Source organism: Longimicrobium sp. (assembly GCA_036389135.1).
Classification (GTDB): domain Bacteria; phylum Gemmatimonadota; class Gemmatimonadetes; order Longimicrobiales; family Longimicrobiaceae; genus Longimicrobium.
Map to the genome: position 1 here is coordinate 52010 of DASVQP010000130.1, position 25566 is coordinate 77575.

Sequence of the window (25566 nt, forward strand, 5' to 3'; positions counted from 1 at the left end):
CCCGGAGCAGGGCGTGTGAGCACCGTGGCGCCCGTGAGCCCCCTGGCCGGGGTGCGGTTCCTATTCCTCCTCCTGGACTGGGATGACTTCCGCCGAAACCGGCTGGCGCTCGCCCGCGCACTCCGGGATTTGGGCGCCGGGGTCGCGGTGATGATGGACACGAGCGGCATGCCGGAAGGGGTGGCGGACGGATTCCGGATCATCCCCTGGTCCGTGGCGCGAGGGAGCCTCAACCCGGTGACCGAGCTGCGCAGCCTCGCCCAGGTGGTCGCCGCCTACCGGCGTTACCAGCCGGATCTGGCGCACCACTTCGCGCTGAAGCCGGTGGTCTACGGCGGCATCGCGGCGCGGCTCAGCCGCGGGGTCGTGTACGCGAACACCGTCACCGGGCTGGGGATGGCGTTCACCTCGCGTTCGTGGAAGGCTCCCTTTCTGCGCCGCCTGATCCTCGTGCTGCTGCGGCTGGCCGCCGGGCACCGGCGCGCGCGAATCATCTGCCAGAATCGCGACGACCTCGAGGTGCTGTCGCGGGCGGGCGCCGCTGGCCCCGACCGCTCGGTCGTGATCCGTGGGTCCGGTGTGGACCTGGAGACGTACGTGCCGGTGCCGGAGCCCGGCGGCGCGCCGGTGGTTCTATACGCGGGCCGCATGATGCGCGAGAAGGGGGTCGAAGACTTTGCCGCCGCGGCACGGGAGCTCCGTGCGCGCGGCGTTTCCGCGCGATTCGTCCTGGTCGGAAAGCCGGATCCGGCGCATCGCAGCTCCGTGGGCGAAGAGACGCTGCAGGCGTGGTCAGCGGCGGGAGAGGTCGAATGGTGGGGAGCGCGCGCCGACATGGCCGCCGTGATCGGCGCCGCAGCGGTCGTGTGCCTCCCGTCGTGGTACGGCGAGGGGCTCCCCAAGGTGCTGCTGGAAGCGGGGGCGTGCGGCAAGGCGATGGTGGCCACGGACGTGCCGGGATGCCGCGAGCTGGTGATCGACGGCGAGACGGGGATCCTCGTCCCGCCCCGCGATCCCGCCGCGCTCGCGGGGGCGCTGGCGAGGGTGCTGTGCGACCCGGAGCTCCGGCGCGTCCTGGGGACCAACGCGCGCCGCGCCGCCGAGACGGAGTTCGGCGCGGACCGCGTGGTGCGGGAAACGCTCGCGGTGTACGAGGAGCTGCTGGCCACCCGTTCTCCGGGAGACGGAAGAGGATGAGCACCACCTCCGTGGGGGTACGCCTGCTGTCGGCGGCGAACCGGGCGGTGCGCCGCACCGTCTACCGGTCCCCTGCCGCGACTCGCCTGCTCTTTGGCTCCACCCTTCGCCCCTGCGGCGCATCCAGCTTCTGGGAGCTGGGCACGCTCGCCATCCGGCAGGCGCTCGCCCGCGACCTGCGCGACGGGATGAGGGTCGTGGAGGTGGGCACGGGCCCGTACGCGACGCTGGCGTTGTGGGCGGCGCGCCGGTGGCGGCTGGAGGTGGTGGCGACGGAGCTGGTGGAGGAGTGGGCGAGCTGGGCGCGGCAGTCGGCGGAGAGCAACGGGCTGCAGGTCGACGTTCGCTGCACCGATCTGCTTGCCGGTGTGGAGGGAAGCTTCGACGTGGCGTGGTTCGTTCCTCCCTTCACCCCGCGCGCGGTGTTCGAGATGCAGATGCGGGACACGGGGCTGAGCGACGACGAAGAGCGGCGCCGCCAGGCCGTCCGCACCTGCGGGGGTGAGATGGGGTGGGAGGTGCTCGATCGCTTTCTTGCCGCGGTGGGGCCGCGCCTGCGTCCCGGGGGGCGTGCCTACGTGTGCGTGAACCACGTCCACCAGAGTCCCGGCACGGTGCGCCGCCTGGCCGTGGAGCGGGGTCTGCGCGTGGTGCGCGAGCAGCGCCTCCCGCTCCTTCCTTATTCGGTGGTGGTCGTCGCGGCCGGTGGAGCCTGATCCTGCCGAAGGAGGAACAGCCCGGCGGTACCCCCCGCCGCCGCCGCGATCGACGCGGCCGCCAGGATCACCGGTACTCTCCACCCCCGCGCCAGCAGACGGAGGCACAGGTGCTCGGCCCCGCCCACGAGCGGCGAGCGGCCGGCCCGGATCCGGACGAGGGAGCTGAAGGCGACGTCCGCCAGCGGCACCGCCACCAGGAGCAGCGCGCCGGCTCCCGAACCCACGCCGCGCGACGTCGCCATCACCAGCGCGGCGAAGGAGAGCCCCAGCGCGAACGAGCCGACGTCGCCCATGAAGATGCGCGCCGGCGGCCGGTTGTGCAGGAGGAAGCCCAGTGCGCCGCCCGCGATGGCGAAGGCGACCGCCGCCGCCGTCCGGTCCCCCAGGTGGCCCGCCGCGAGCGCGAAGGCCACGGCGCTGACCACCGCCACGCTCGCGGCCAGTCCGTCCATGACGTCGATGAAGTTCCAGCTGTTGACGATCCAGAGGCACACGAACACGCTGGCCGCGGCATCGGCGGCGGGGTGGGTAAGCACGTCGAGACGCAGTCCGCCCCACACCAGCACCCCCGCCGCCGCACCCTGCACCGCGAGCTGGAGGGCGGGGGAGAGCGGGCGCTCCGCCCAGTCCTTGTAGAGCCCCAGCAGCAGGAGGGGAACCAGGGCGAGGGCGAAGGCCCTCCAGCGCGAGTCCGCCGCCGCCGCCATCGCCAGCACGGGCGCCACTCCCGACAAGATCGCGACACCCCCCAGCAGCGGAACCGCACGGGTGTGCGTGGGCACGTCCGGGTTCGCGCCGGCCACGATCCCCAGCCGCGAAGCCAGGCGCCCAGCGAGCGGCGTGAGGGCGGCGCACAGGACGGCCGCCAGGAGCGCGCCGGCCAGCGCCGCGCTCACCGCCCCGCCCCGCCCAGCCGGGCCTCCACCAACCGCCGGATCTCGTCGCGCGGGTGCACCGCCGGCTCATACCCCAGCTCCTCCCGGATGCGCCGCATGTCCGCGGACTGCCGCGACGGCGATTGGTGCGGCGCGGCCGTGTGCGTCACCGTGATCGACGGATCGGCCTCGCGCATCCAGCGGGCCACCTCGGCCACCGGCGTCTCGGTTCCGCCGCCCAGGTTGTACGTCCGGCACTGCCGCGGGGGGATGGGCGCCCGCGCCGCCATTTCCAGCGCGCGCACCGCGTCGTCCACGCAGGTGAGGTCCACCGTGCCGCACCCGTCGCCGTGCAGCGTCAACGGCCGTCCCGCGGCGGCGAGCTCCAGCCAGTGCGCGATGAAGTGCCCCCGCTCACCCGCCGCCGGCCCGGCGCCGAACACGGTAAAGGGGCGAAAGATCACCGCGGAGAAGCCGCCCGCCGCCGCCGAGGCCGCGACCATCCCCTCCCCGGCGAGCTTCGACGCCGCGTAGAGCCCGATCGCCCGGAGCGCCCCCGACTCTGGAGTGGGGAACACGGTGCCGTCAGGGTCGTACACCCCGCCCGAGCTCGTGAAGACGACGCGCGGCCGGCTGCCGGAGGCGATCACCTCGTCCAGCAGGTTGGCCATCCCCAGCACGTTGGTCTGCCACCCGCAAGCGGGATCCTCCTCGCACGTCTTCTTCAGCTTTGCCGCCAGCGCGAAAACCGCCTCCGCGCCCCGCGCGACTCCGCGGAGGCCGGCGGCCCGGCGCACGTCCCGCTCCTCCACCCGGCAGCGTGAGTCCAGGTCGGCGGGGGGAGGGGCGATGTCGGCCACCGTGACGTCGGCTCCCCGCGCGGCCAGCGCGTTGGCGAGCCGGCTGCCGATGAACCCGCACCCGCCGACGATCACCACGCGCCCCGGCCGCACGTCAGACACGCGCCACCTCCCGCCCCGCGACCGCTTCCGCCGCCGCCATCCCCGACGCATAGGCGCCCTCCAGCGACAGGTACTCCCACGTGCCGAATCGGCCGGCGAGCAGCACCCCGCGCTCGCGGAGCATCTCCGCCATTTCGCGGAACCACGGACGCCCCGCCGCCCGCCACACCACGTACGCGGGCGACAGCACGATCTCCTCCGCGCTCCACGACTCCACCTCGATCAACCCCACGCGAACGAGGTATTCCACGGCCGACACCGCGATCTCCCCCGAGCCGCGCCGCTCCCCCTCGCGCGGAATCGTGTGCTCGATGGAAAGGCTGATGCACCCCGGCGGGCAGGTGCGGGGGTTCAGGTTCGCCGGGAAGCCCACCCGGTGGAAGACGACGGACGGATCGGGGGTGTAGATCCAGTGCAGGTCGCTCAGCATCCGCCCGCGGATGCGGACGCGGACGTTGCCCACGCGGGTCGCGTCCAGCAGTCCGCCCTCCGGCAGGGGGAGCTTCGCGGCTGCCAGGAGCGCGGGGAGCGGCATCGTGCTGATCAGGTGGTCGAACGGGAACTCCCTTCCGTCGCGGGTGGCGGCCGTGCGCCGCTCCAGATCCACCGACGCCACGGTGCTGTGGAGGTGGACCTGTGGCTGGAGGGGCCGCGCCAGCGCGTCGATGACGTCGCCCAGCCGCCCGGAGGCGGGATAAAGGAAGTGCGCGTTGTATCCCGTGTAGCCGGTGGGCCCACGGATACCCTCCTCCACCAGGTCGAGCTGGGGATCGGGGAGGAAGTCGCCCGCGCAGTCGGGCGGCAGCTCCTCCAGCCCGCGCCCCCAGAGCTTCTCGTTGTACGGCCTGAAGAAGAGCGCCTCCATCGTCTCGCCCCACGCTCCCGCCAGCACGCCGGCGAAGGAGGCGGGGTTGGGGTCGCGGCCGGCGTGCGCCTGGCGCGCCGTTTTCAGCGCACGCCTGGCGAGGCCGGGATCGCCCAGCGCCCACAGGTTGAACTGGAAGGGGTAGGGCACCACCGCATCGCGCACCACCACCGCGGCGCGCCTTTCCGTGCGCGTGAGCGGCACGCCGAGCGCTTCGAACTCGGCCCGGACCTCCGGCCGGCTGAAGTGCAGGACGTGCCCGGTGCGGTCGAAGCTGAACCCGTCCGCCTGGTCCGTGCACGCCAGGCCCCCGAGCTCGCCCGAGCCTTCCAGGATCGTGCACCCCAGCCCGCGCGAGCGAAGCGCCCGGGCGGCGGCCAGCCCGGCCACGCCGCCCCCCGCGATCAGCGTCCTCAAGCCTCCTCCGCCAGTATGGACGCATGCCGCGCCACCTTCACCATGGCCGCGCAATATGCCGCGATGATATGGGAGCTCGGCTCCGTGAACGCCGGAAACTGGAGGGTGGCCGCGGAAAACCGCTCCGCGCGGGGAAAGTCGCCGGGGCCGTACACCAGGGCGCGGCTGATGTGCGGGCCGCGCCGTGGCCATCCGTTGCGGTACATGCGGTCGTCGAGCGTCTGGAAGATCGGGGTGAGGTGCAGGGGCTTCGCCAGGCTCCCCGGGCTTACCTCCAGCACGCCCTCCGCGCGCAGGGCCTCCACGTAGCGCCCCGCCAGCAGCCCGCCCAGCTCCGCCGCGTCGTAGCGCACCAGATAGCGGAAGTAGCCTCCTCTCGACACGCCCGGCGCGGTCGTCAGCGGGCGCACTCCGGGAACGCCGCGCAGCTCCTCGTCGAAGTACCACAGGTTCGCGCGGCGCGCTTCGATGCGCGCCGGCAGCTTGCGAAGCTGCGACAGGGCAAGGGCCGCTCCCAGGGGGTGGAGCCGGTTCTTGAGTCCGTATCCCGTCTCGGCAAAGGGCGCGTACGCGTCGGTGGTGGCGGGCGTGCGCTGCCGGAAGTGGCCCAGCAGCGAGGCACGCTCCATCACCCGCGGATCGCGGCAGATCAGCACCCCGCCTTCGCCCGCGGGCACCGCCTTGTGGGCCTGCAGGCTGAAGCACCCCGCGTCGCCAAAGGTGCCGGCGAGCTGTCCGTGGAGCGTGGCCCCGTGCGCGTGGGAGCAGTCTTCCACCACGCGGAGCGCGTGCTTTCGGGCGAACGCGAGCACGGCGGGCATGTCGCACACGTGGCCGTACTGGTGGGTGACCACGATGGCGCGGGTGCGGGGGCCGATGCGCGGCTCCGCATCCGCGAGGTCCAGGTTCCCCGTTTCCTCTTCGACGTCGCAGAGAACGGGAACGAGGTGGCAGTGCAGCATCGGGAGCACCGTGGAGAGGTGCGTGTATGCCGGCGCCAGCACCTCGTCCCCCGGCTCCAGGTCCAGGGCGAAGAACGCCGCGTGCAGCGCCGCGCTCCCCGAATTCGCCGACATCGCAAAGGGCACCCCGTGGTACGATGCGAATGCGTCCTCGAATTCCGCGACGACGCCTGCCCGGCGATGGTACGAGAGCTCGGCGCTGCGCAGCTGCGCGAGCACCGCCTCCTCGTCGTCTGCCTCGATGAGCGGCCACCGGAAGTGCGGACCGGGGATGCGGACGCTTGCGGGGCCCCCGAGCAGGGCAGGGAGAGGCGCCGCTCCGCCATCCGTCACACCGATGCGGGCCGCGTCCGTCGTCTCGAGGGGGTTCGGAAGTGCCATCGGGGAAGAGCCGGAGCGGGTGCGTGAGGTGCCAATCCGGGCGCCACGTCGGCCGGGGCAAGGACGTACGTAACACTAGCGATGCGCGGCCAGGATCGCCACAGATCCCGCGCCATTGCCGGCTGGAGCCGCGTCGTATGCCCCGCACCCTCCTCTGATCGACGGACGGGCAAGCGGAGGGGCGGCTCGCGCGAGCCGCCCCTCCGCTTGTCAAACGTGATCGTCGTTGATCCTCCGCGCCAGGCCCCTGTCGTCACGCCGGGCTCTTCATGCGTACGCGATGCCGATCCGCAGATCGGAACCCCGGTCTCCCTCCGCCGGCGCCGCATGTTCCGCACGTCCCTCGGCGGAAGCGGCGGATCGCGCCTTCCCGGGCAGGAACGCCAGGCTGAGCGCGTACCCCAGCACAGAGCTCCCACCGTAGCCCACCAGCGGCGTGGGATAGTTGCCGAGCGCGGCCGCCACCGCGATGCAGAGCCACGCGAGACCGAAAACAGCATAGACGTCGCGGTTCTCCGGATCGGCCCTGACTCCTGAGATCGCCGGAACGACGAGCAGGAGCGCGCCACTGACGACGGCCAGCCCCGCCAGCGCGTGAACCTCGAACGCGGTGTAGAAGATCTGATCGACGTACGGCACGGCCGGCAGCCGATCGGGGCGGAGCAGCGTCGCCACGAAGCCCGCGGTGGCCACGCCCAGCGCCGAGATCATCCACCGATCCCGCCGGTGCACCGCGAGCACCGCCAGTGACAGGGCGAGCACGCCGGCCATCGCGCGGTCGGGCTGCAGAGCGAGCGCAACGGCCGCCAGCATCACCCCCAGCGTAGAGAGCAGATCGCGGCGCCGCGCGAACGCGACCAGCATCGCGGGCACCACCACGAGGCTGATCTGCAGGTTGAGCCCCGCGATGGACATCCAGCGCGAGGCACCCTCCACCGAGACACCGAACAGCGCCGTGGCGAGCAGCAGCCCTCCGGATGCCAGGAGCCCCACGCCGAGGAGCGACGGCATCCGCCCCGCCGAGCCCGGCATGACGCCAAGGAACGCGAGTCCCAGCACCAGGGCCAGCGCATTGACGGCGAGATAGACGGGCGGAGCGCCGGCCGCGGCCATGTACGCCAATCCGAGCCCCGTCGCCGCGATCGCGCACGCGACTCCCACGAACCTCGGGTTCGTCAACGATCCCGCGCGTTTCTCCATGCTGGCTCCGTAGAGGAGGGGTGACAGGCACTTCCGCTGAGCGCAGGAGCGTGTGGGAAGGGCGAGCTTGCCCGGAAGGTACGTCTCCGCGGAGGTTCCACAAGATGTTCGACATCGGGCCCCCACCGCACCATCAAGGCGATCGTGGGTTGGAACGCGAATCACACTGAAACGTGTGAGCAGAAACGACCCAAACACCGCAGGGCGGATTCCAGATGGAATCCGCCCCGGCGGGGGCGGGCGCGCTCCACGGACGGTCACTCCGAACCGCCTCGCGTGCTCGAAGTTCGCTCCTAAGTAAATCCAGAAACACAACGAGCAATCCCAGAGCAGCCACATCCGAAAACGGCCGGCATGGCCTACGTGCGGATGCGAGAGCTGTAGCGCGACCGGCGCCGAACGCCAGTGGCCGGGCGCGGTTTGGCGACGTTGTTTGTCGCCTTACTGCGCGCGCAGCCCGGCCCCTGCCAGGGGGAACACGCCCAAGCCTCTAATCGAACTGCCTACTGAACTACTTACAGCAGGATCGCAAGCGATTGGAGTAGCACAAGCACCAGCAGTAGCCACTCCGGAGGAGCAAGGTTCCTACTTGTGCCCCGATGAGCGATCCAAAGCATTATGGCGCCCCCGCAGATGAAAAGCGCCTGCTTAGCCACGCTCCTCCACAGCCGCTCGGTTGGGACGAATGGCGCGTCGAGGATCGCGTCGAGCATCGCACGGGCGGACAGCGTGATTCCGACGATGGCTGCGACCCAGATGATCGCAAGAAGCTGTTTGTATCTCCTGGCGCCAGCCGTACGCGGCATTTCTCTCACCCTCACGACCTCCTCCCTTAGGGTGTTGGGACCAGCGCCGACGCCCCGCACGCGAGTCCCGCGCCCAACAGTGCCCACGCGCTCGCGCCGGTTGCCTCGGATACTGCGCCCCTCGCGTCCTCCTGACGCTGGAGTGCCTGCTTGTACTGATACTCGTACAACTGTCGCATAGCTGGGTCGGGATTGTTCTCGATAATCGCTTGATAAAGACGCTGTAGGCCTTCGGCCTCCCGATACGCCTTGTACCATGCTTCGAACTTGTCCGCCACCTGCGCGACCGTATAGGTGCTATTCAGCATCGCGAGCACACACACAGTCCAGAGAAGCGGGCCCTGTTCATAGCTTTTCGCCGGGTCGGTGTCCTCTGGGGGGGCTGGATCACCCCCGCCTCCACCACCACCCCACGAGTTGGGGTCGCTCCACCAATCCTCTGACCCACTCCCAAACTTGTTCGTGCATTCATGCGGCCTTGCCTCACACGGGTCTGAGTTCTCCCTTGGAGGCGCCGTGACCACGAGCGGGTCAAACACGCACGCGTTGGTGTTCTCGTCCTCGACACAGCTCTGCGTCGTCAACATCCCCTGGCGCACGATGAACTGGTCCGCCCCTCCGCCCCGCTCCACGCCGAAGTGGCGATCCACGCGGCGCAGCGCTGCCTCCGAGTACGGCACCGTGCAGGTCGCCGTGTGCGCGATCCCGCCACCCGGCGCCAACCGCCAGAAGAGGTAGCGCACCATCGGGCCGCGCGCGTCGTATTCCGAGCGGGGGAGGAAGATCGTATCCCGGCGCGTCTGCCATCCGGTGGCTGGCGCCGGTGCCGGGCGGCCGAGCACACATACCAGCGGCGATTGCCCGAGGTGCAACCCTCCTCCAGCGGCAGCTCGTCCTCCGGCACTCCGTGCGGGCGCTGATGGTGCGACAGCCGTAGGGAGATCCCGGCAGGCGGTCAATGCAAGGAGTACGGCGCAGACGACGCTCGTCCCGGGTGCTTTGCGAGGCATCATAAAAGTTTTTACGCGAAAGGGTTGACACGAGAGACGAGAGGGGGCGGCCGCATCCGGTATAGAGCGACTGATCTTTCCCAGCGGTTCGCTTGTAACGGCGAATTAGGTGCTGTTTGGATGCGGCGTCAAGTCCCAGCCGCGTCTGCCGCTCCAAAGCCGCCAGCGCACCGCATCGAGAGGCGGGCGCACGCGCGCAGCGGTGCGTATGCCCGTGCGCGCGCTTCAATTGACCGCCCCCGTGTGTCTTGCTAGATTCGACCCGATTTGGCTCCCGTAGCTCAGGTGGATAGAGCACAAGATTCCTAAACCGGAGGTCGGGGGTTCGAGCATTCGTTTGCGAACCTGAGCTAAATGGCCCGTAGGACGGCGACTTACGCCGCCTGCGGGTTTTCGTTTTTAGCTCAGGTCTGGAGCCAGTAACAAAACTCCAGTAACAAAACGCAGAACGGTTCCCCCGGGTACGCGGTATCTCACAGGTGAGAAGCCGCGGACCTGTACCTGCCCGGCTGGGGAACTAAAGGATGCTACGAGTAGCCAAGAAGAGGTCAGGCGGGCAGGCGCAGGCGGCGGTCGGCCCGCAAGAGCCGCACGCTAGGCTGTACTGGAAGGACGGGCGCGCCTACATCGACGCGCGTGCTTGGGGGAAGTGGGGAGGCAGGATGGAGGCGCTGGTCCGGCCGGGCGAGCGCGGGGCCACCAGGGATCCGGTGCACGCCTCCCTGCTGTTTGCCCAGCGGCTCACTGAGTTGCGCGACCTCCGCGCGCAGCACCCCGACGGTCTGCCGGTGCCGGACGAGTCTCCCGAGGCGGCTTCCGCTCCCGCCGAGGACGAGCTGGACCGGATCGCTACCTTTGCCGGGTGGTACCTGGCGGAGAAGGCCAACCGCCACGGCCGGAAGCGGATCACCAAGCGACACCTGAACCAGCAGCGGAGCAAGCTGGTCCACGCCGCGCGCTTCTTCGCGCACAAGCGCGGAAAGGTGCTTTTGCGCGACTTGGAGGCGGCCGACATCCGGGAGTACATGAAGGAGCTGCGCACCAACCCGCCGGCGCGTCTGCGCGACCAGCCGGGCGGGTGCAGGGGCGTGCTGACGTCCACCACGCAGCGCCGCTATCTCGACTCGCTCGGCGAGCTCCTGCAGGCCGCCGTCGCCGAAGGGCGGATCAACACCAACTGGGTGCACGAGCGCACGGACCTCCCCGCGGTTGATCCGAGCCCGACGAAGCACCTGGAGCTGTGGGAAGGCGCGCTCCTGCTGGAGGGCGCGCGGCGGCTCTACCCGCCGCACCGGCAGGGCCCGCCCATCTACCCGCTGCTGGCGTTCTACCTGCTCACCGGGGTCATCGAGAGCGAGCGCGCGGGTGTGCGGGTGGCGGACGTGCGGTTTCCCGGCGACGTGGAGTTTCCGAACGGGGTGATCATCGTCCGGCCGAACGAAGCGGTCCGGTCCGACGAGATGAGGGACAGGTTGAAGACTGAGTACCGGGAGCGCGTGATGCCGCTGCACCCGCAGCTCGCGGAGATCCTGGCCGAGTACCTGAGCGGGCCGAACGCTCCCCCGGGACCCCTTCTGTTCCCGGCGCAGTGGAGCGACGGAGCCGTTCCTCTGGGCGACTGGCGAAAGCACCTGGACCGCGTGGCCGTCTACTGCGGATACGAGACGGGAGAGGTCCGCACCCGCCGGCTGCGCGTGACCTACTGCTCTCACCGCGCCTACACCCTGGACGAGCTCGGCCACCCGATGACCGCCGTCAAACTGCAGGCGGAGATGGGTCACGGGTCGTTCCAGATGATCGAGCGGCGGTACTTCCGCCACACGCGTTTCCGTGCCGCGCGTCCGCAGCTCGAATTTCGCTGGACGGACTGGTCGGACCAGTACGGCCATCGATTGGGCCAGGCCGCGCGCTGCATGCGCGCGGAGCTGACGCCGAAGCTCCGCAGCGTTCTTGCTCTGCTGCCCCCTGAGGGGCTCGCCGCAAAGCAGTGGGAGGTCGCGTCAGGGCTTCCCGTGGGAACATTCTACTACTGCCGCAACGTGCTCGTGGAGCGGGGCTACGTCCGGCGCGAGGGTGCGAGGAGGGGAGCGCCTTTCCGGCAAGTGGCGGGGGACGACTCTCGGATCGAACCGGGACGTAAGGCGGCATGATTGCAAGAGGGCGGCTCGACGGAGCCGCCCTCCTCATGCTCCCCCCGCGGCCCGCCGCTGGCCCGGCGACCGAGCGGGCTCCGGCGTTCGAGGCCGTCCGAACCGCTCGTGCGCGGCGGCGATTTCGTCGCCTGGATCGCGATGGGTCTTCGTCGCGACTCCGCCTTTAGCCGGAGCCGTGGCAATGACGGTTAGGGGGGCGTCCGCCGTCTCCGGTGCCGGCGGCCGCTGAATCGCGCCGATCTGCACGACGAATTGCCGGAGGTCGGCCTCGGTAGTGCGGCGCTCGCGGCCGTATGAGTACGACTTCAGCACAACGCCACGGAACCCCGTCCGCATCACCTTGCGCACGGCGGCGGCGGTCCGCTTTCGTCCGCCCAAGTGGCGATGCAGCCATTCCGCCGCTTCCGCGGGCGAAAATCGCCGCTCCTGGTCCTCCTCCGCTGCCGGTACGCCGGCGAGTAGTTCGCGAAGCGACTCCACCGGAACCAGTGTTCCGGCTGGAGCGTCGTGCACGAAGCGAATCAATCGTTCCAATGCGGGCATCAAGCCGCCGTTCGTCTGGAGAGAATTGTCATGTCACTCTCCTTACAGGTACCGCGAAGCCACCGATGTCGTTCTTGGGCGGGCGATCACCTGGTTTAGTCCTGCATCGAGAATCCGCGCGGCAGACGAGTGCTATTCCGGCTGCTGTCCCCTGTCCCTGAGCCTTCCCTTGTCTCTCGCGGCGCCGCCACGGCCCTAGGTGGATGCGATGTATTTGGAGCTAGCCTCAGCCTCAGCCTCGCATGCTGGGGAACTGCCACCCCTCGATGGGGAAAAAACAGTGCCCAAAACAGGGAGCGGCGGCTGGCGCTACCGAGCGCAATATCCAGCTGCGCCACAATTATTCTTGTCCGCGGGGTTGGTCCGTCCTACCTTGCCTAGGCGGTTCCGGCCACCACCCTGACCCAAGCTCGGTCTGCGTGTCCACCGGTCCGCTGACTTGTTCCTGTCCCCGTTTATCCAGCTGTATTCATGAGCGACGCGAACTTCGATGCCGCACCGGTTCCGCCCCCCCCACGGTGCCCCTCCCGCCCGGAACGTCGCCTCGTACAACGAAATCGCCCGCACCGCTTCGGTGGTGAGTTTGGAGGCCGCCGGGACCGCCTCGCCTCTGGCCGGACTGGCCTTGGCCGAGCATGAAGGGTCCAGAATCGACGACGACCCGCAAAGTGCAAACGTGCAAACTACACAGTCTCGCGCGTCTCCTCGTCTTGCTCCTGATCCGCCCCTCGTTCCGGGAGATTCCCATGAACAGGTTTTCCCGCTCGGTCATTCTGCTCGCATACGTCGCCGGAATTGCTGGATGCACGGCCAGCAAGGCACCGGAGAGTACCTCCGGGCGCGCCGATTCGGCAGAGCACGCTCCGGACGCGCTCGCCGCGGCGACACTCCTCCCGCCTTGCTCCACGAACTGCATCGACGTGGCAATGAAAGTCGTGCTCGACAAGATTGGCGGCGCCGTCTCCAATCCGGACGCACAGTGGTTCAAGCGGGACAATCCCCAGGCGAGGCCGGAATACTTCCTGGCGAACCTGAAAACGCTGGCGGACGAAACGCAGCAGGTCGCCACGATCTCGGTGAAGGTGAGCCGCGACGCCGACATCGCCAAGTTCATCCTCGGTGCGCAGGCGCTCAAGTGGGAGGTCATCACGACCTACTTGGGCACGGCGCTGGAGAAGACGTGGACGTGGACGCGGTGGGCGGGCACCGGGAGCCAGCTCATTCTCGGCGTGATGACGCCCACCACGGGCGGCTACGGCGCGGCCTTCGAATTCTGTGACCCGAGCGCGACACCCGAACGGGTGCGGCAGGCCCAGTCGTACATCACCACGATGCTGCAGACCTACGAGCCCGCCTCGTTCCGGCAGGTCGCGCGCCGGGTGGACCAGGGCCGCAAGTGCGCGAACGTGATGGCGGCGTACCTGGCCATGCCGCGACCGTAATCTCGTCGTCCGGCGGAAACTCGCCCCCCCCGTCCCTCCAATCTGCTGAACCTGCCTGGTTCGTCCCGTCCGGCCCCTCCGCCGCGTGCGCCGCTCGCACCGGCAGGACCCTGGCAAGGGCGCGGCGGACGGCTCGGGAAGCTGCTGCGCCCACCCGTCGAGACACCCACATGCACTGGAACCGCGCGGCACAGGTTCTCACCCTTGCGTCCGCCCTCGCGGCCGCGGCCCCCCCGCTGCGGGCACAGCCCGGGCCGGAGCCGGAGCCCATTCCTCCGCAGCCCAGGGTGGTCGTTCTGAGCGCCGCGGCGGGCGGCCCCTATGGCGGCCCGCGCCAGCGCCTTGCCGACGCCGCCGGGGGAGAGCTCCGGATCGCGCTCGAACGCAACGCCCCCGTACCCGTCGGGTCGTTGACCCTCCTGCAGCCCGCGTTCGAGGTGGGCATGTGGTGGGGCCACCTCCGCGGCAGGTCGGTGGAGGGAGGAGACGGCGACGCGGCGGCAAGGCGCTGGAGCGCGCGCCTCCGGGCCGGGCTGCACGAGGTCGCCGACGGCGTGCAGCTCTACGGCGCGCTCGGGCTCCACTTCTACGACTTCCACGACTCCCCGGACGGTCTCTCCGGCCACGGCGGCGCTTCGGGCGCGCTGGGGCTGCTGGTAGCTCCCAAGGCACTCTGGTCCAGCGAGAGCGGAAGCGGGGCGCGCGCGCCGTGGCTGCGCGGCTTCCTGGAGCTCGGCGGCGAGGCGCAGTCGCGAGCGCTGAGCCCCACGGTGACTGTCGGGCTCAGCGTGCGGCTGGTCCCGGCTTCCTGACGGCGCAGTCCCGACCGGGGCATCCCACCCGCTCGGCCTCGTTTCCCCTGCACCGCGCGCAGCGTGTCACACTCAATCTTTTTCCGGGATGGCGCTTTCGACGTGCGTTCTGCGGCTGGAGCGCGGGCTCCCGTGTCGTTCAACGACGACGAACTGCGCATCCACGCTGCGAACGACCTCGCCCCGTTCCTGTACCTGCAGGCCGCGCGGTCGCGCCGGTTCGCCGTCCGGTGGAGCGCGAGATCAGTGCGGATCGTGGGCGACTGCCCGTGCCTGCTGGCGAGAAACGAAAGGTTGCGCCTGGAACTCGTCCTGGCCGTGGCGGACGGTGGAGTCGCGGTGACGACGTTCAGGCTCGGTGATCAGCCCCAGACCGTTCCCGACAACACCCTGTTGGGGCTCGCGAAGGGAGCCTTCACGGTCTCCACTGGCAGCAACGAGCCCTTCGAGCAGAGCCATCGTCTGATCGGGCTGGAGTGCGCCGAGGCGAGCCCTGGCGCTGCGCTAAGGCCGCTCACGTTCACGAGCAGCCTGCGGGTCTACGTCCAGCCGATGGGCCAGCCCGGCCCCGGAACGGGGATGCACGCGCTGCTGTTCACCCGCGAGGCGCGGGTAAGGCCCCCGGTCGGTTCGGCACGGTACAGCTACGCCCTCCGGCACGCCCCCATCCGGATCGGAACGAACTCGCTGTTGATGCATTCGGGGTACATCCCCATCGACCGGTGCAACGATCACCCGGTGCACGGGCCGGTTCTCCACGACACGCGGTGGAGCACCAGGTGGGAGCCGGAACCGTACCAGCTGGTGCACTGGACGCGGCAGACCACGCCCACCGGCGGCGTTCGGCAGTTCGTGGCGCTGCTGGGCCTCCCGAGCCGGGGCGTCGAGCTGTACTGGAACGCGGTCGCCGACGAGTACGACGAAAACGCGGGGAGCCATGGCGGCGAGATGTCGCTCCTTCCCCACCTCAGGACAGGGACGGCCGAGCCGGTCCAGTCGTGGGCCGTGTGGTGGGAGAAGGAATCGGAAGCGGTAGCCGACTCGTGGCGGACACGCGCGCTCACGCCTCTCCGCCAAGCTGCGGCCACCCTCGTGTTCTCCCGCGTGCCCACCCGCAGCGGCCATCCCCTCAGCGTCCGCACGCGGGTCGTTCCCATGCCCCGCGAAGAGGCCGCCGCACTCGACTCCGGGAACGACGGCGCCGTGCTGGCCGCGTGGATCCGGCACCTCCTCCGGCAGCCGGCGGTCGCCTTCCGGATGGACGCGCGCGACGAGCCGGCGGCAGCGTTGCGCAGCACCGTGCGCGTGGGGGCGCTGGACCTGACCCTCGCGACCGCCTCGACCACGGCGGATGCAGCGTCCGCTACACTTCCCAGAGGGCGCGTGACGGCGGCGGCGCAGAGCGGTGGGGGGCTGGGGAGTATCACGGCCGAGCTCGAGCTCGGCGCCTACGCGGCGGTCCCGGGGGGGCAGGACCCCTTCGAAGCTCCGGCGGCCGACGGCGACCGGCCCCCGCCCATTGTGATCCCCCTGGCGCCCGACCACGCAGTCGGCGACCCCCGCCTGGTGCTCGTCGGCAGGCAAACCTGGTCCGCGGGCCCCCGCCCGTTCGAGACCACGTTCGAGTTGCAGTCCTTCAAGGCCGCGGCATCCCGCCTGCCCGCGGATTCGACCCCGGCCCCGACTCCGGACTCGACCCCGCCCCCCACCCCGCCGCCGGCGCCGTACTGCGAGGGTTTCTCGCCGGAAAGGCGCAACCGCGTGGTGGTCATCGACACGCGCCCCTTCTTGGTGGCCCTGGTGCTGTACCCCGACTTCCTGACCGCGTCCGACGAACCGGTCGTCGCGGAATGGAGGGACGGCGCGTGGACGCTCGCCGGCGAAATGGAGGAGAGAGGAGCCGCCGACGCCTGCCTGGTGCTCCCCGCGCAGGCCGTGGGCGAGGAGATCGAGGTGGAGCGCGACCTGGCGGACCGCGAGAACCGCACGCTTGACTACCGGCTCGGCCCCCCCGCTCGCTTGAGTCTCAACCTCTCCGCCGCCCCGGTTAGGTACCGGCAGGCGCCGTGGAACCTCCGCCGGATCTTCTCGGACCCGCGCGTGAGGGAAACTGACGTCGTCACCGTCACGCAGCTCCAGTTCGAGCTGCTCTATGGGCTCTCCTGCACCTTCCCACGGCGTGACGGACCAGGCGCCGGCGACCCGCCCCCGGCGCTGCGCGCGGCCGAGATCGCCCTGCGCATCGGCGACCCCCGCGACGCCCTGGGCCCGCCGAGGTGGCAAGCCACGTCGCAGCTGCACCGGAATGCGCTGGACACCGCCCGGAAGCGGTGGGACGAGCTGCGGAGCTGGATGCGGGCACGGCTGTACCTGCTGGAGCCGTTCGTGCCGGGGCAGCGCTTCGCGCTCGAGGCGCTGACCATCCGGGAGGGCCTTGCGTGCAAGCTGTTGGCGCCCGGCGAGATCGACACCCGCAACCGTTTCGAGCGGATCAACGACCCCGCGGCCTTGCGGGGAGGGGCGCTGTGGGCGGTCGAACAGGGCCCCGTGTACGAAGCGCTGCTCCGGCACCGGAACCCCACCGATAAGGAGCTCCAGGAGCACCCGCACCAAGTGACCGGGCTGGGGCTGAGTGCGCTGGGCGGCTACGGCCTCAACGACGCGGCCTTCGACAGCGGTCTCTCCGGGTTCGAGGCCACTGTCACCATGGGGCAGCTGGAACGCCTGGTGGTGCGGCGCGTGGGCCGGATCGGCGTGTTCTGGAACCGGGCCGTGCACGTGAGCGTGTTCGAGCGCACTCTCGAGGCCACCCCGCAGTTCCAGGCGCACCAGACCCCGCTGGCCGGCCGCGCCGTGGTGCGGAAGGTGAGCGAGTACATCGAGATCGTGGAGCCCGTCGCCGAGTTCACCCGCTCCGGCGCCGGCTTCGTGAAGGCCACGCACTTTCCCGCGGACGCCCGCATCCCCGTCCGGAGCGCCTGGGGAGCCGAGGTCGGCGACGTGGGGTGGAAGGTCCCCCTCTGGAACGCGGCCGCGTTCGACGCCGAGCCCTCCATCTACCCCAAGCCCGAGATCCACCTCGCCTGCACCGGCGTGGGGGTCCGGCGCGAGGAGGAGGTCCAGGCGCTCCTCACCGAGCCGCAGAACGTCTACTTCTTCACGCTGACGGCGGACCAGCCCCCCGGGGCGGGCTCCGGGTTCAAGAAGGGCGATCCCGCCACCTGGCCCCCGATCGAGGGGGTCGACTTCGTCGCCTACGCCCTCCCCCAGGCGCCCCCCATGCCGGCGGACCTCACCCACGCGGGCGAGCTGGCCACGCGCACCATCCCGGACCCGTCCACCCCGCTCGGGTTCGAGCGCGTCACCTTCCGGGTGCGCCTCCCCGACGCGCGGGTGAACCTGCTGGCGGGGGTCCGGAACGAGTCGCTCGCCGGCGACGTGGAAACGCTCACGCTGATGCGCGGCAGCGCGGGAGCCGGCGCGCCTGCCGCGGACGCGGGACTCGAGGCCGTGGCGGGGGTCCAGGATGCGTACGAGGCCGTCTCCACCGCGCTGCGCACCCTGGCCGGAGGGCTGGGCGACGCCGCGCGCCTGAAGGCCGTGCTCGCGGCGGCGGCCCCGCCGGCGGATCTCTCGCGCGAGCTCGCCGCGGCCCACCGGGCCTATCGCGACGCCCTGGCGAGGCTGGAGGCGGGGCAGACGGAAATGCGGAGCGCGCTGGGGCGGCGCGCGGCGGCGGTGGCGGCCGCCGCCGGGGAGATCACCGCGGCCCACCGCGCGCCCGTCGACCGGTTCGTGAACGGGATCCCGCTCGGGAACGGCCGGAAGAGCCGAGGTTACCACGCCCTCCTCATCGAGGCAGTGACCGAGGACGTTGAGCTCGCGGCGTGGCGTGGGATCACCGACCTGAACGCACGCGCCGCCAGGGTGGCCCAGTGGCGCGCGGGGGTGCTCGCAGAAGTCCGTGCGCTCCCCTCCTCGGCCGAGCCTCTGGCCGCGCTCCTGGTGCGGACGGCCGGCTCGCTGCGCGGTCTGTGGCTCGCCTGGAGCAAGGATTCCGCGACCTGGCCCGCCGTGGCCGACGCCGCTGGGTTGCGGCAGCGGGTGGAGGCGTGGGAGGCGCGGCTCGCCGCGTTCGAGGCGCAAGTGGCTGACCTGCGCGCCGTCTGGATGGCGCACGCCGACACGGTGGCGCTTTCGCTCACGCAGCCCTTCCGCGCGGCGCTCGAAACGCTCGAGGCGGAGCGCGCCAGCTACGAGGACACCACCAAAGCCCTGGAGCAGGCGCTGCGCGACCGACTGCACGCCTTGGTGAAGGCCGTCTGCGGAGACCCCGGCGCCGCGAACCTCGCCGCGCTCCTGGACCGGCTGGAGCGGTGCGACGTCGTCAGCGCGCAGCTCGACGGGTTGGAGCGCGAGATCCTCCGCATCGTAGGCCAGGGTACGTTGCCGGGCGACTGGGCGGAGGCCGGCAAGGTCGCCCTGGTCGCCATGGCTGGCCGCCAGGTGGCCGAGCTGGGAAGGAGCGTCGAGGAACGGGCGCAGGCCCTAGCGGCGCAGGTCCGCAGCTTCGGCGAGAGCCAGAAGGCCTTGCTGCTGAATGAAAAAGCGCGCGTGGAGGTCGCGGTGGCCGCGCTGGTGACGCAGGCCGAGGCGGCGGGGAGGGAGCAGCTCCGGGAGGGGATCGACCAGCTGGAGCGGCGCCTGGGGGGATGGGGATCGGAGCTCGGCCGGTCGCTGCGCCGCGACCTGCAGGCGCTCCCCCGCCCCGCGGAGTGGGACGCCGCCCGGGCGGCGTCCGACCAAACGTTCCGGCTGGTGCGCGCCTTCGGCCGCCCCCCCGACGCCGCCAACCTCAACTTCGGCCGCGGGCGGATCGGCTACTACTTCAAGGAGGGCGCCGGCCGGATCGGCATCACCCCCGTCCTGGCGCGCGTGGATCAGGTCGGGAACGCGCTCAAGGGGATGGGGATGCAGCTTCCCACCCACGAGCTGGCGGAGCGCCTGATCCCGCCGGAGCTCCGGAATTTCCGCTTCAACGACATCTTCAGCGACTTCGCCGGGCTGAAGGTGGCCTCGCTCTTCAACGGGATCAAGCTTCCCCGCGACCTGGACGGGAAGCTGAAGATCACGCACGCCTTCGACGAAGTCACCCGCCAGGCGCGCCTCGACGCTCGGCTGCAGCGGGTGCAGATGGAGAGCTGCACGCTGTTCTCGGCCGGCCCAATATCGGTCGACCTCCAGGACCCCTGGCTGGAGGCGAAAACCTCCATCACCGCGGGGCCCGACGGCAGCACCCGCTCGGTCTGGGGAAAGATCTCGTCCACCTGGCACGTGCGCGTGGCGGGAAACCCCATCATCAGCCTGGTCGACACCGCCCTCGAGTTCCGCTCGCCGGGGAAGCTCTCCTTCCACGTTGACCCCACGGGGATCCGGCTCGCCCCGGTGCTCGAATTCCTGAACGACCTGCTGAAAGAGGCCGGCGGCGGCGAGGACGGGTTCAACTTCGCGCTCACCCCGCAGGGGCTGGAGTCGTTCCTGGACCTGGCGATGCCGCCGCTCCAGATGGGCGCCTTCGGCGTGTCGAACCTCCGGCTGGGCGTACGCTTCGGGCTGACCTGGGCCGGGGGGTTCGACCAGCTGGCGGTGGAGCTGGGGGCGTTCGTGGGGAGGAAGGATGCTCCCTTCGCGCTGGTCATCTTCGCCCTGGGCGGCGGCGGGTACTTCGACATCCGCGCCCGGTACGTCCTCTCCACGGGGAAGATCACCTCCACCCTCTCGGTGGGGATAAACGCCAACGCGAGCGTGGCGGTCGCCCTCGGCCCCATCAGCGGCGGGGTGATGGTGGCGCTGGGCTTCACCTTCGAATTCTCCATCGGCGGTGGACAGGACCGGGGGCTGCGGATCGGCGTGCTCTTCCTCCTGCGCGGCGAAGTCTCGGTGCTTCGGCTGGTGAGCGTGCAGCTCACGCTGATGCTGGAGCTGTCGTACGGGGGCGGGGTCCTGATCGGTGTGGGGACCGTGTCGCTCAAGATCAAGATCTGCCGCTTCTTCACCCTGAAGGTTCGCCGCCAAGTCACCTACAGGCTGGGGTGCCCGGGCGACGACCACGCCGGGCCCCTCCTGGAGCCGGCCACGCTCCAGCGCCTCGCAACCGACTACTTCGCACTCCTGGCATGAGCGACATCGCCCTCTTCTGCACCACCGACCCGCTCGGGGCGCGCGACACCACCTACCTGTACTTCGGGCTGACGCTCTCGGCCGGGGTCGAGGCGGAGCGCGCCACCGCGGCCGAGGCGCTCCTCCTCAAGCCGTGGACCTGGGAGGTCCCGGACATCCACCTCTACGGGCGCGCCGCGGGAGGGCCCTTCTCGCGCCTTGCCGGCGTCGAGGTCCTCGACCGCGACCCCTTCGCCGGGGAGCCCGCCCCCCAGGGGCGCAGCGACGACCGGGCGCGCCTAGTCGCGAACCTGGAGGCGCTGTGGGCGGAGGCGAACGGGACCGGGGGCGGGGCGCGCTTCGGCTGCGCCTCGCCCACCGCCACACCGGAGGGCGTCGCCGAGACCTCGCTCGAGGAGGGAGCGGGCCCGGAGCCTCCCCGCCCGTGGCACCTCGCGCTAGCCGAGGCCGCGGCGTTCCCCTACCCGTACGCGCAGTGGCTGAAGCTCTCGTGGATCGTGCGCGTCCCCGCCGCGGGCGCCACGGCCGAGATCGTGGCACTCCCCGTGGTGCGGCTTGCCCCTGCCCAGGCGGTGCTCTCCCCAACCGGCGCGTTCGCGGCGAGCGGGGGCTCCACCACCCTCAAGGCGACCTACGCCGGGGCGGGCGCCGCCATCCGGGTGAACGGGTACACCGACCCGGTCCCGCGCGCGCCGGGATCGGCGCCGGTCGTCGCGCCGACCATTGATCCCGAACGGCTCTGGATCCGCGTGGCGCAGGGGGGCGTCTTCGGCTCGGCGTGGAGCGTCGAGCTGCACCGGGGAGCCCTGGGCGCGTTCGACCTACCGCAGCGGCTGATCGACGCCCTCCGCCGCCTGCACGCCGGCGAGGCGGCCGCCGCCGAGGGCGTGCGGATCCCCGCGCCGGTGTGGACGGAGCTGGCACCCCGCGTGCGCGCCATGATCGTGGCGAGCCTGCGCGACTTCGTGGGCGCGGGAGAGCGGCCGGCCGCGCCGGGGCCGGGGGCGCAGCCCGACAAGCCCGACGACTCCCTGCTCGGGACCCTCGAGGCGGAGGTCCCCGCCGTGCGTGACCTGGCGCGCAGCCTCCGCGCCGCGGCCCGCGGCGCGGGGCCGCTCTCGCTGGCGGAGTGGGTCGACGGCGTCCTGCGCCCCGCGCTCCGCGCCCGGAGCCTCTCCGCGCTCCCCGGCGGCGGCGGCAGCGCCCCCGAGGCGCCGGTCGACCTGGTGGTCCTGGAACCCGACGCGACGCGGCCGGAGCAGGCGCCCGCCGAGATGATCGCCGAGCTCCAGCAGCTGCACGACCTCCTGCAGGAGCCCGGGGTGCTGAAGCCGCTCCTCCTGGCCGAGTGGAGCCGGCTGGACGCGCTCTCGGCGACGCAGAAGACGCAGCTGGGCGACGCCGTCGAGGCACTCGGGGGTGGCAGCGCGGGAGCCGGGTGGATGCGCGCCCGCCACCTGCTGGCCGCCGGCGGCATCGGCCCGGTGTGGCGGGCCTGGATCGGCGGGATCGACCGGGTCGCCGACCCGAAGGAGCAGCGTGCCAGGCTGGTGGCGACGCTCCCGCAGGTCCTCGCCGCCTACGCCGAGTCGCGCTTCGGGGGCGGAGCCGCACCGCTCCCGGCTGTGGCGGGGTACGCCCCGGCGTTCCGCGCCCCCGCCGGTACCCCGCTCCCCCCCTGGCTCGCTGCCACGCTGCAGGCCGCCGCGGGGGCGTTCACCGGTACCCTGGTCCCCGAGCTGGAGACCGACGAGGAGGAGCGCCTCGGCCGCGGTGGCGCGCTCCGCCTCGACCCCGGCCGAGAGCGTCAGCCCGAAGTACAGGTAGGTGGTGTCGCGCCGACCGGCCCGGCCCGCACCTCCCCGCGCCCGCCGGGCGAGCTGCGCGCCGCCACGCCGGTGCCGCACGCGCTCTCGGTGCAGGTGCTCCCCGTGCGGCGGACCGAGGCGGAGGTGTCCGGCGGCGAGGCAGCCGACCCGCTCCGGCGCTACGCGGGCTTCGCTGTGATGATGGGAAAGGTCGAGAACGAGAACCGGGTCCGCACCTGGCGGTGCCTCAACTACGCCGAGGCGGCGGACCTGGCCTGCCTCGACGGGCAAACGACGATCCAGAGCTGGAAGGGGCGCCCCCTGCTGGTGGGGCCGCGGCTCGCCTTCACCGGCGAGCTGTCCGAAACGCTGCTCACCTACGACAACGTGCCGCTGGTGGCGCACGGGCCGCTCGCCCGGATGAACGGCCATGCGCTGATGTTCGGGGCCGACGCGGCCCCGGCCGAAACGGGAGAGGCCCGCCCCTTCCGGTACAGCTACGTCCTCCCGGCCGCCGCCTCCAGCTACCAGGTGCCCCCGGAATGGGTGCGGATCCCCATGCTGGTCTTCGGCGAGCGCTACGAGGTGGCGGCGTTCGCCCTTCCCAACAGCGGCGCGCTCCCCGTGGAGCTCCAGCACGACGCGGCGCACCCGGCCCGCATCCGCCTCGGCGCGCGGGGCGCGCCGCCGCCCACCCTGGCGCCGCCGGCGACCGGCGGCCTGACCGTGAAGGTGTGGTATCCCCGCCGTGTTGCCGTGGGACAGGTCCGCCTGGCGGGCACGCGGGGAGACTGGATCTCGCCGCCCTCCGTTCCCGACGAGCTGGACGTGGCGCTGCGCGCCCGCGAGCTGTTCGCAGAGGAGCTGATCGAGTCGCGCGCGGGCGAGCCCCTCCTCCTACTGGCGCCCGAGCCGGACGCACGGGCGGCCTCGTCGTGGTCGTTCGCGCTCCGGCCGCCCTCCACCGACCTGCAGACCTGGTTGCGCTGGAAAGGGAGCAGCCTGGAGGACCAGGCACGGGCCGGCGTGGTGGCCGAGTACCACGCCCGGATGCAGCGGAACCACGCGCGCCACCGGCAGAACCCGCAGACGCCCGGCGAGCCGATGGACCTGGATGATCCGGCCGTCACGGCCATCGGGCTGGTGCTGCAGGAGTTCGACGACGCCAGCAACCGCTGGAACGTCCGCGGCCGCGGGCTCCCGATCCCGCTGGGAGGCCGCGCCTACGATCCCGAGGGTCTCCGCCTCACTGAGGCGGTGGACGGGCTGAACGCCGCGCGCATCCAGGTCGACGTCCGGGCGACCCCGGCCGCCGACGGGATCACGCAGGTCGGGGACAGGGTGCAGGTGGCGGTGGCCGCGGGGAAGCTCTACCGGCTGGTCGCCACGCCCCTCCTCACCGCCCAGGCGGCAGGCCGGTTCGACCCGGAGTACGCCGTGGGACGGGGGGCGGACCGGGACACCGAAGCGGCCTTCGGCCCCTCCGTCGCGTACAGCCCCTGGACGCTGATGATCGAGGTGGCCACTCCGCGGCAGATCCTCCCGGGCGAGCTGCGGGCCCTGTGGAACAGCCTGCGGCCGGCGTTCGAGGGCTCCGTGATCCTCGAGGACGGGAGCATCCCCGACGCCGGGCGGCTCCGCCTCACCACGCGCGCCCTGCCGAACGAAAGGCGGCTCGTCAACCGCGTCAACCTGCACCGCCAGCGCTGGACCTGGCAGGGGCGCGAGCTCCCCGGCACGATCGACGACCTCCCCGGCGCCGCCACCTTCGAGAGCGCGGGGGGAACCGCCGCGGAGCAGGAGGGCGAGGCGTGGCGCTCCCGCTGGCTCGACCCGGTGAGGTGGGCGGCGTTCGAGGCGCGTGAGTTCGGCCAGTTGAGCGACGTGCCTCGCGACGACGACCCCATGGAGCCGCGCTCCGTAAGCGGCCCAGCGGCGGCGGATTCCCCGCAGCGGGCGGCCACCCGGGTGCAGGCGGTGGAGTGGACCCAGGAAATCGACCTGGCCGGCGACCGCCGGGCCGACTACTACCGCTTCGCGCTGTCGGCCACGCACCGCTACGCCGGGCTGTACCCGGGGTATGCGAGCGTCAAGCCCTGGTACTGCTCGGGTGAGGTCGACTTCGGCGGCGGCGCGCAGGCGTGGGTCTGGCGCTCCTTCCTGATCCCCTGCCGTCCCGCCGAACGAGCCGTCGCTCCGCGCGTCCGGGCTGTCCTCCCCCTCATCCACCGCGACCCGAAGGACGCCGCGCCTTCGCGCGCGGCCGGGCTGATGACCGTGGTAGAGGGGCCGGCCTACGCCTCGGGCGGGCTGGCGGAGCGGTTCAGGGCCGAGGTGATGGACGCAGGGGCCAAGGGCACCCGCCCGGCGCTCGCGCCCAAGCCCACCCTGTCGGCAGCCGCGGGGCCCGAGAGCGCGAACCGGACGATCGAGGTGACCGGGCCGGTGGGCCACACCTTCCGGCCGACCGATCCGAACCCTTGGTACCACACGACCTCGTACCTGCTGAACCCGCCGCGGGTCGACGGCCTCGACCTCTCCTGGTACTACCTGCGGCCCCGCTTCGCACGGCACTACGCACCCAGCTTCACGCTGCGGCGCAGGGGCGCGGCACGCACCTGGCGCGAAGGCGAGGTGGCGGAGTGGACCGAGGGCCACTGGGTCGAGCTCCTCCCCGAAGCCCACCTGGTCCCCACGCGCGAATACCTCTCGGTGGAGCAGACGGAGCTGCGACCCGACCGGCGCGACCCGACCCGGCTGACGCTGTGGAACTCGCAAGCGAACGCGGCGGTTCTCTCGCAGCTCAACGCGAGCTCCATCTGGGAGCCGCTCCTGCTCGTGACCCAGCGGGTAACCATGGCGGCCGGCAACCGAGGAGCCCCGGCTGAGTCGGAGCTGTACATCGGTCTTTGGCGACGCGCGACGAACGAGCAGAATGGAACGGAGTGGCGGCCCCTGGACGACGGCGTGCGCGTACCGGAGCAGAACGCGTATGGCCGGATCGTCACCGTCGAGGGCGGCTGGGCCAACGCGTTCGCCAACTGGGCGGGAGCGATCGGCTCGCTGGGGGAAGCCAGCTTCTGGGACGCGCTCTTTCCCAGGATCCAGCCACAGCCTCGGAACCAGCAGGAGGGAGCGAGCCAGGTACGGCGCCGGATGCGCATCATCAGCATCACGGAACCGATCCGGGTGGTGAGGCAGAACAGCGGCGGCCGCACAGGAGACGAGACGTGA

The 25566-nt window shown here is 71.5% G+C and carries 15 protein-coding genes; 7 read left to right on the top strand and 8 right to left on the bottom strand.

All coding sequences use genetic code 11. The annotated features are described in order from the left end of the window. Positions 1-15 precede the first annotated feature (15 nt). Positions 16-1197: a glycosyltransferase family 4 protein gene (locus tag VF584_26525; GenBank protein ID HEX8213750.1), complete on the top strand. Its 1182-nt coding sequence runs from the start codon at positions 16-18 to the stop codon at positions 1195-1197. Beyond that, positions 1194-1913, top strand: coding sequence for a hypothetical protein (locus VF584_26530; GenBank protein HEX8213751.1), 720 nt, complete (start codon positions 1194-1196; stop codon positions 1911-1913). The genes VF584_26525 and VF584_26530 overlap by 4 nt, the downstream gene beginning before the upstream one ends. Here the strand turns inward: VF584_26530 and VF584_26535 are convergent. From VF584_26535 to VF584_26565, 7 genes are all read right to left on the bottom strand, one after another. Beyond that, positions 1877-2812 (bottom strand): MraY family glycosyltransferase, encoded by a 936-nt coding sequence (locus VF584_26535; GenBank protein ID HEX8213752.1) that lies wholly within the window; start codon positions 2810-2812, stop codon positions 1877-1879. The two genes, VF584_26530 and VF584_26535, sit on opposite strands and share 37 nt — an antisense overlap. After that, positions 2809-3753 (bottom strand): NAD(P)-dependent oxidoreductase, encoded by a 945-nt coding sequence (locus VF584_26540; protein ID HEX8213753.1) that lies wholly within the window; start codon positions 3751-3753, stop codon positions 2809-2811. The genes VF584_26535 and VF584_26540 overlap by 4 nt, the downstream gene beginning before the upstream one ends. Continuing rightward, the gene (locus VF584_26545; GenBank protein HEX8213754.1) at positions 3746-5035 is read right to left on the bottom strand and encodes an FAD-dependent oxidoreductase; all 1290 of its coding nucleotides are present in this window, start codon (positions 5033-5035) and stop codon (positions 3746-3748) included. The genes VF584_26540 and VF584_26545 overlap by 8 nt, the downstream gene beginning before the upstream one ends. Continuing rightward, complete coding sequence (locus VF584_26550) at positions 5032-6378, bottom strand: aminotransferase class I/II-fold pyridoxal phosphate-dependent enzyme (protein ID HEX8213755.1); 1347 nt, start codon at positions 6376-6378, stop codon at positions 5032-5034. The genes VF584_26545 and VF584_26550 overlap by 4 nt, the downstream gene beginning before the upstream one ends. 267 nt (positions 6379-6645) lie before the next feature. Then, a complete protein-coding gene (locus tag VF584_26555) occupies positions 6646-7578 on the bottom strand; it encodes a hypothetical protein (protein HEX8213756.1) in 933 nt (310 codons plus the stop codon). 515 nt (positions 7579-8093) lie between these two features. After that, positions 8094-8399: a hypothetical protein gene (locus VF584_26560; GenBank protein ID HEX8213757.1), complete on the bottom strand. Its 306-nt coding sequence runs from the start codon at positions 8397-8399 to the stop codon at positions 8094-8096. Positions 8400-8410: 11 nt separating this feature from the next. After that, the gene (locus tag VF584_26565; protein HEX8213758.1) at positions 8411-9130 is read right to left on the bottom strand and encodes a hypothetical protein; all 720 of its coding nucleotides are present in this window, start codon (positions 9128-9130) and stop codon (positions 8411-8413) included. Positions 9131-9918: 788 nt separating this feature from the next. Between VF584_26565 and VF584_26570 the strand changes: the two genes are divergently transcribed. Continuing rightward, positions 9919-11544: a hypothetical protein gene (locus tag VF584_26570; protein HEX8213759.1), complete on the top strand. Its 1626-nt coding sequence runs from the start codon at positions 9919-9921 to the stop codon at positions 11542-11544. Positions 11545-11577: 33 nt separating this feature from the next. On the opposite strand, the gene VF584_26575 is transcribed toward VF584_26570, so the two are convergent. After that, entirely contained in the window at positions 11578-12090 is a 513-nt protein-coding gene (locus VF584_26575) for a hypothetical protein (protein ID HEX8213760.1), read from the bottom strand. 746 nt (positions 12091-12836) lie between these two features. Here VF584_26575 and VF584_26580 point away from each other — a divergent pair. From VF584_26580 to VF584_26595, 4 genes are all read left to right on the top strand, one after another. Further along, a complete protein-coding gene (locus VF584_26580) occupies positions 12837-13532 on the top strand; it encodes a hypothetical protein (protein ID HEX8213761.1) in 696 nt (231 codons plus the stop codon). A gap of 170 nt (positions 13533-13702) precedes the next feature. Then, on the top strand, positions 13703-14344 hold the full coding sequence (locus VF584_26585; protein ID HEX8213762.1) for a hypothetical protein: 642 nt from the start codon (positions 13703-13705) through the stop codon (positions 14342-14344). 132 nt (positions 14345-14476) lie between these two features. Then, positions 14477-20524: a hypothetical protein gene (locus VF584_26590; GenBank protein ID HEX8213763.1), complete on the top strand. Its 6048-nt coding sequence runs from the start codon at positions 14477-14479 to the stop codon at positions 20522-20524. Further along, positions 20521-25566, top strand: coding sequence for a hypothetical protein (locus VF584_26595; protein ID HEX8213764.1), 5046 nt, complete (start codon positions 20521-20523; stop codon positions 25564-25566). Before VF584_26590 ends, VF584_26595 begins: the two co-directional genes overlap by 4 nt.

What these genes read in the sequence shown, in the direction of transcription:
- VF584_26530 (HEX8213751.1), top strand. Translation starts at nt 1,194, where the DNA reads ATGAGCACCACCTCCGTGGGGGTACGCCTGCTGTCGGCGGCGAACCGG.
- VF584_26550 (HEX8213755.1), bottom strand. Translation starts at nt 6,378, where the DNA reads ATGGCACTTCCGAACCCCCTCGAGACGACGGACGCGGCCCGCATCGGT.
- VF584_26555 (HEX8213756.1), bottom strand. Translation starts at nt 7,578, where the DNA reads ATGGAGAAACGCGCGGGATCGTTGACGAACCCGAGGTTCGTGGGAGTC.
- VF584_26565 (HEX8213758.1), bottom strand. Translation starts at nt 9,130, where the DNA reads ATGGTGCGCTACCTCTTCTGGCGGTTGGCGCCGGGTGGCGGGATCGCG.
- VF584_26570 (HEX8213759.1), top strand. Translation starts at nt 9,919, where the DNA reads ATGCTACGAGTAGCCAAGAAGAGGTCAGGCGGGCAGGCGCAGGCGGCG.
- VF584_26575 (HEX8213760.1), bottom strand. Translation starts at nt 12,090, where the DNA reads ATGCCCGCATTGGAACGATTGATTCGCTTCGTGCACGACGCTCCAGCC.
- VF584_26580 (HEX8213761.1), top strand. Translation starts at nt 12,837, where the DNA reads ATGAACAGGTTTTCCCGCTCGGTCATTCTGCTCGCATACGTCGCCGGA.
- VF584_26585 (HEX8213762.1), top strand. Translation starts at nt 13,703, where the DNA reads ATGCACTGGAACCGCGCGGCACAGGTTCTCACCCTTGCGTCCGCCCTC.
- VF584_26595 (HEX8213764.1), top strand. Translation starts at nt 20,521, where the DNA reads ATGAGCGACATCGCCCTCTTCTGCACCACCGACCCGCTCGGGGCGCGC.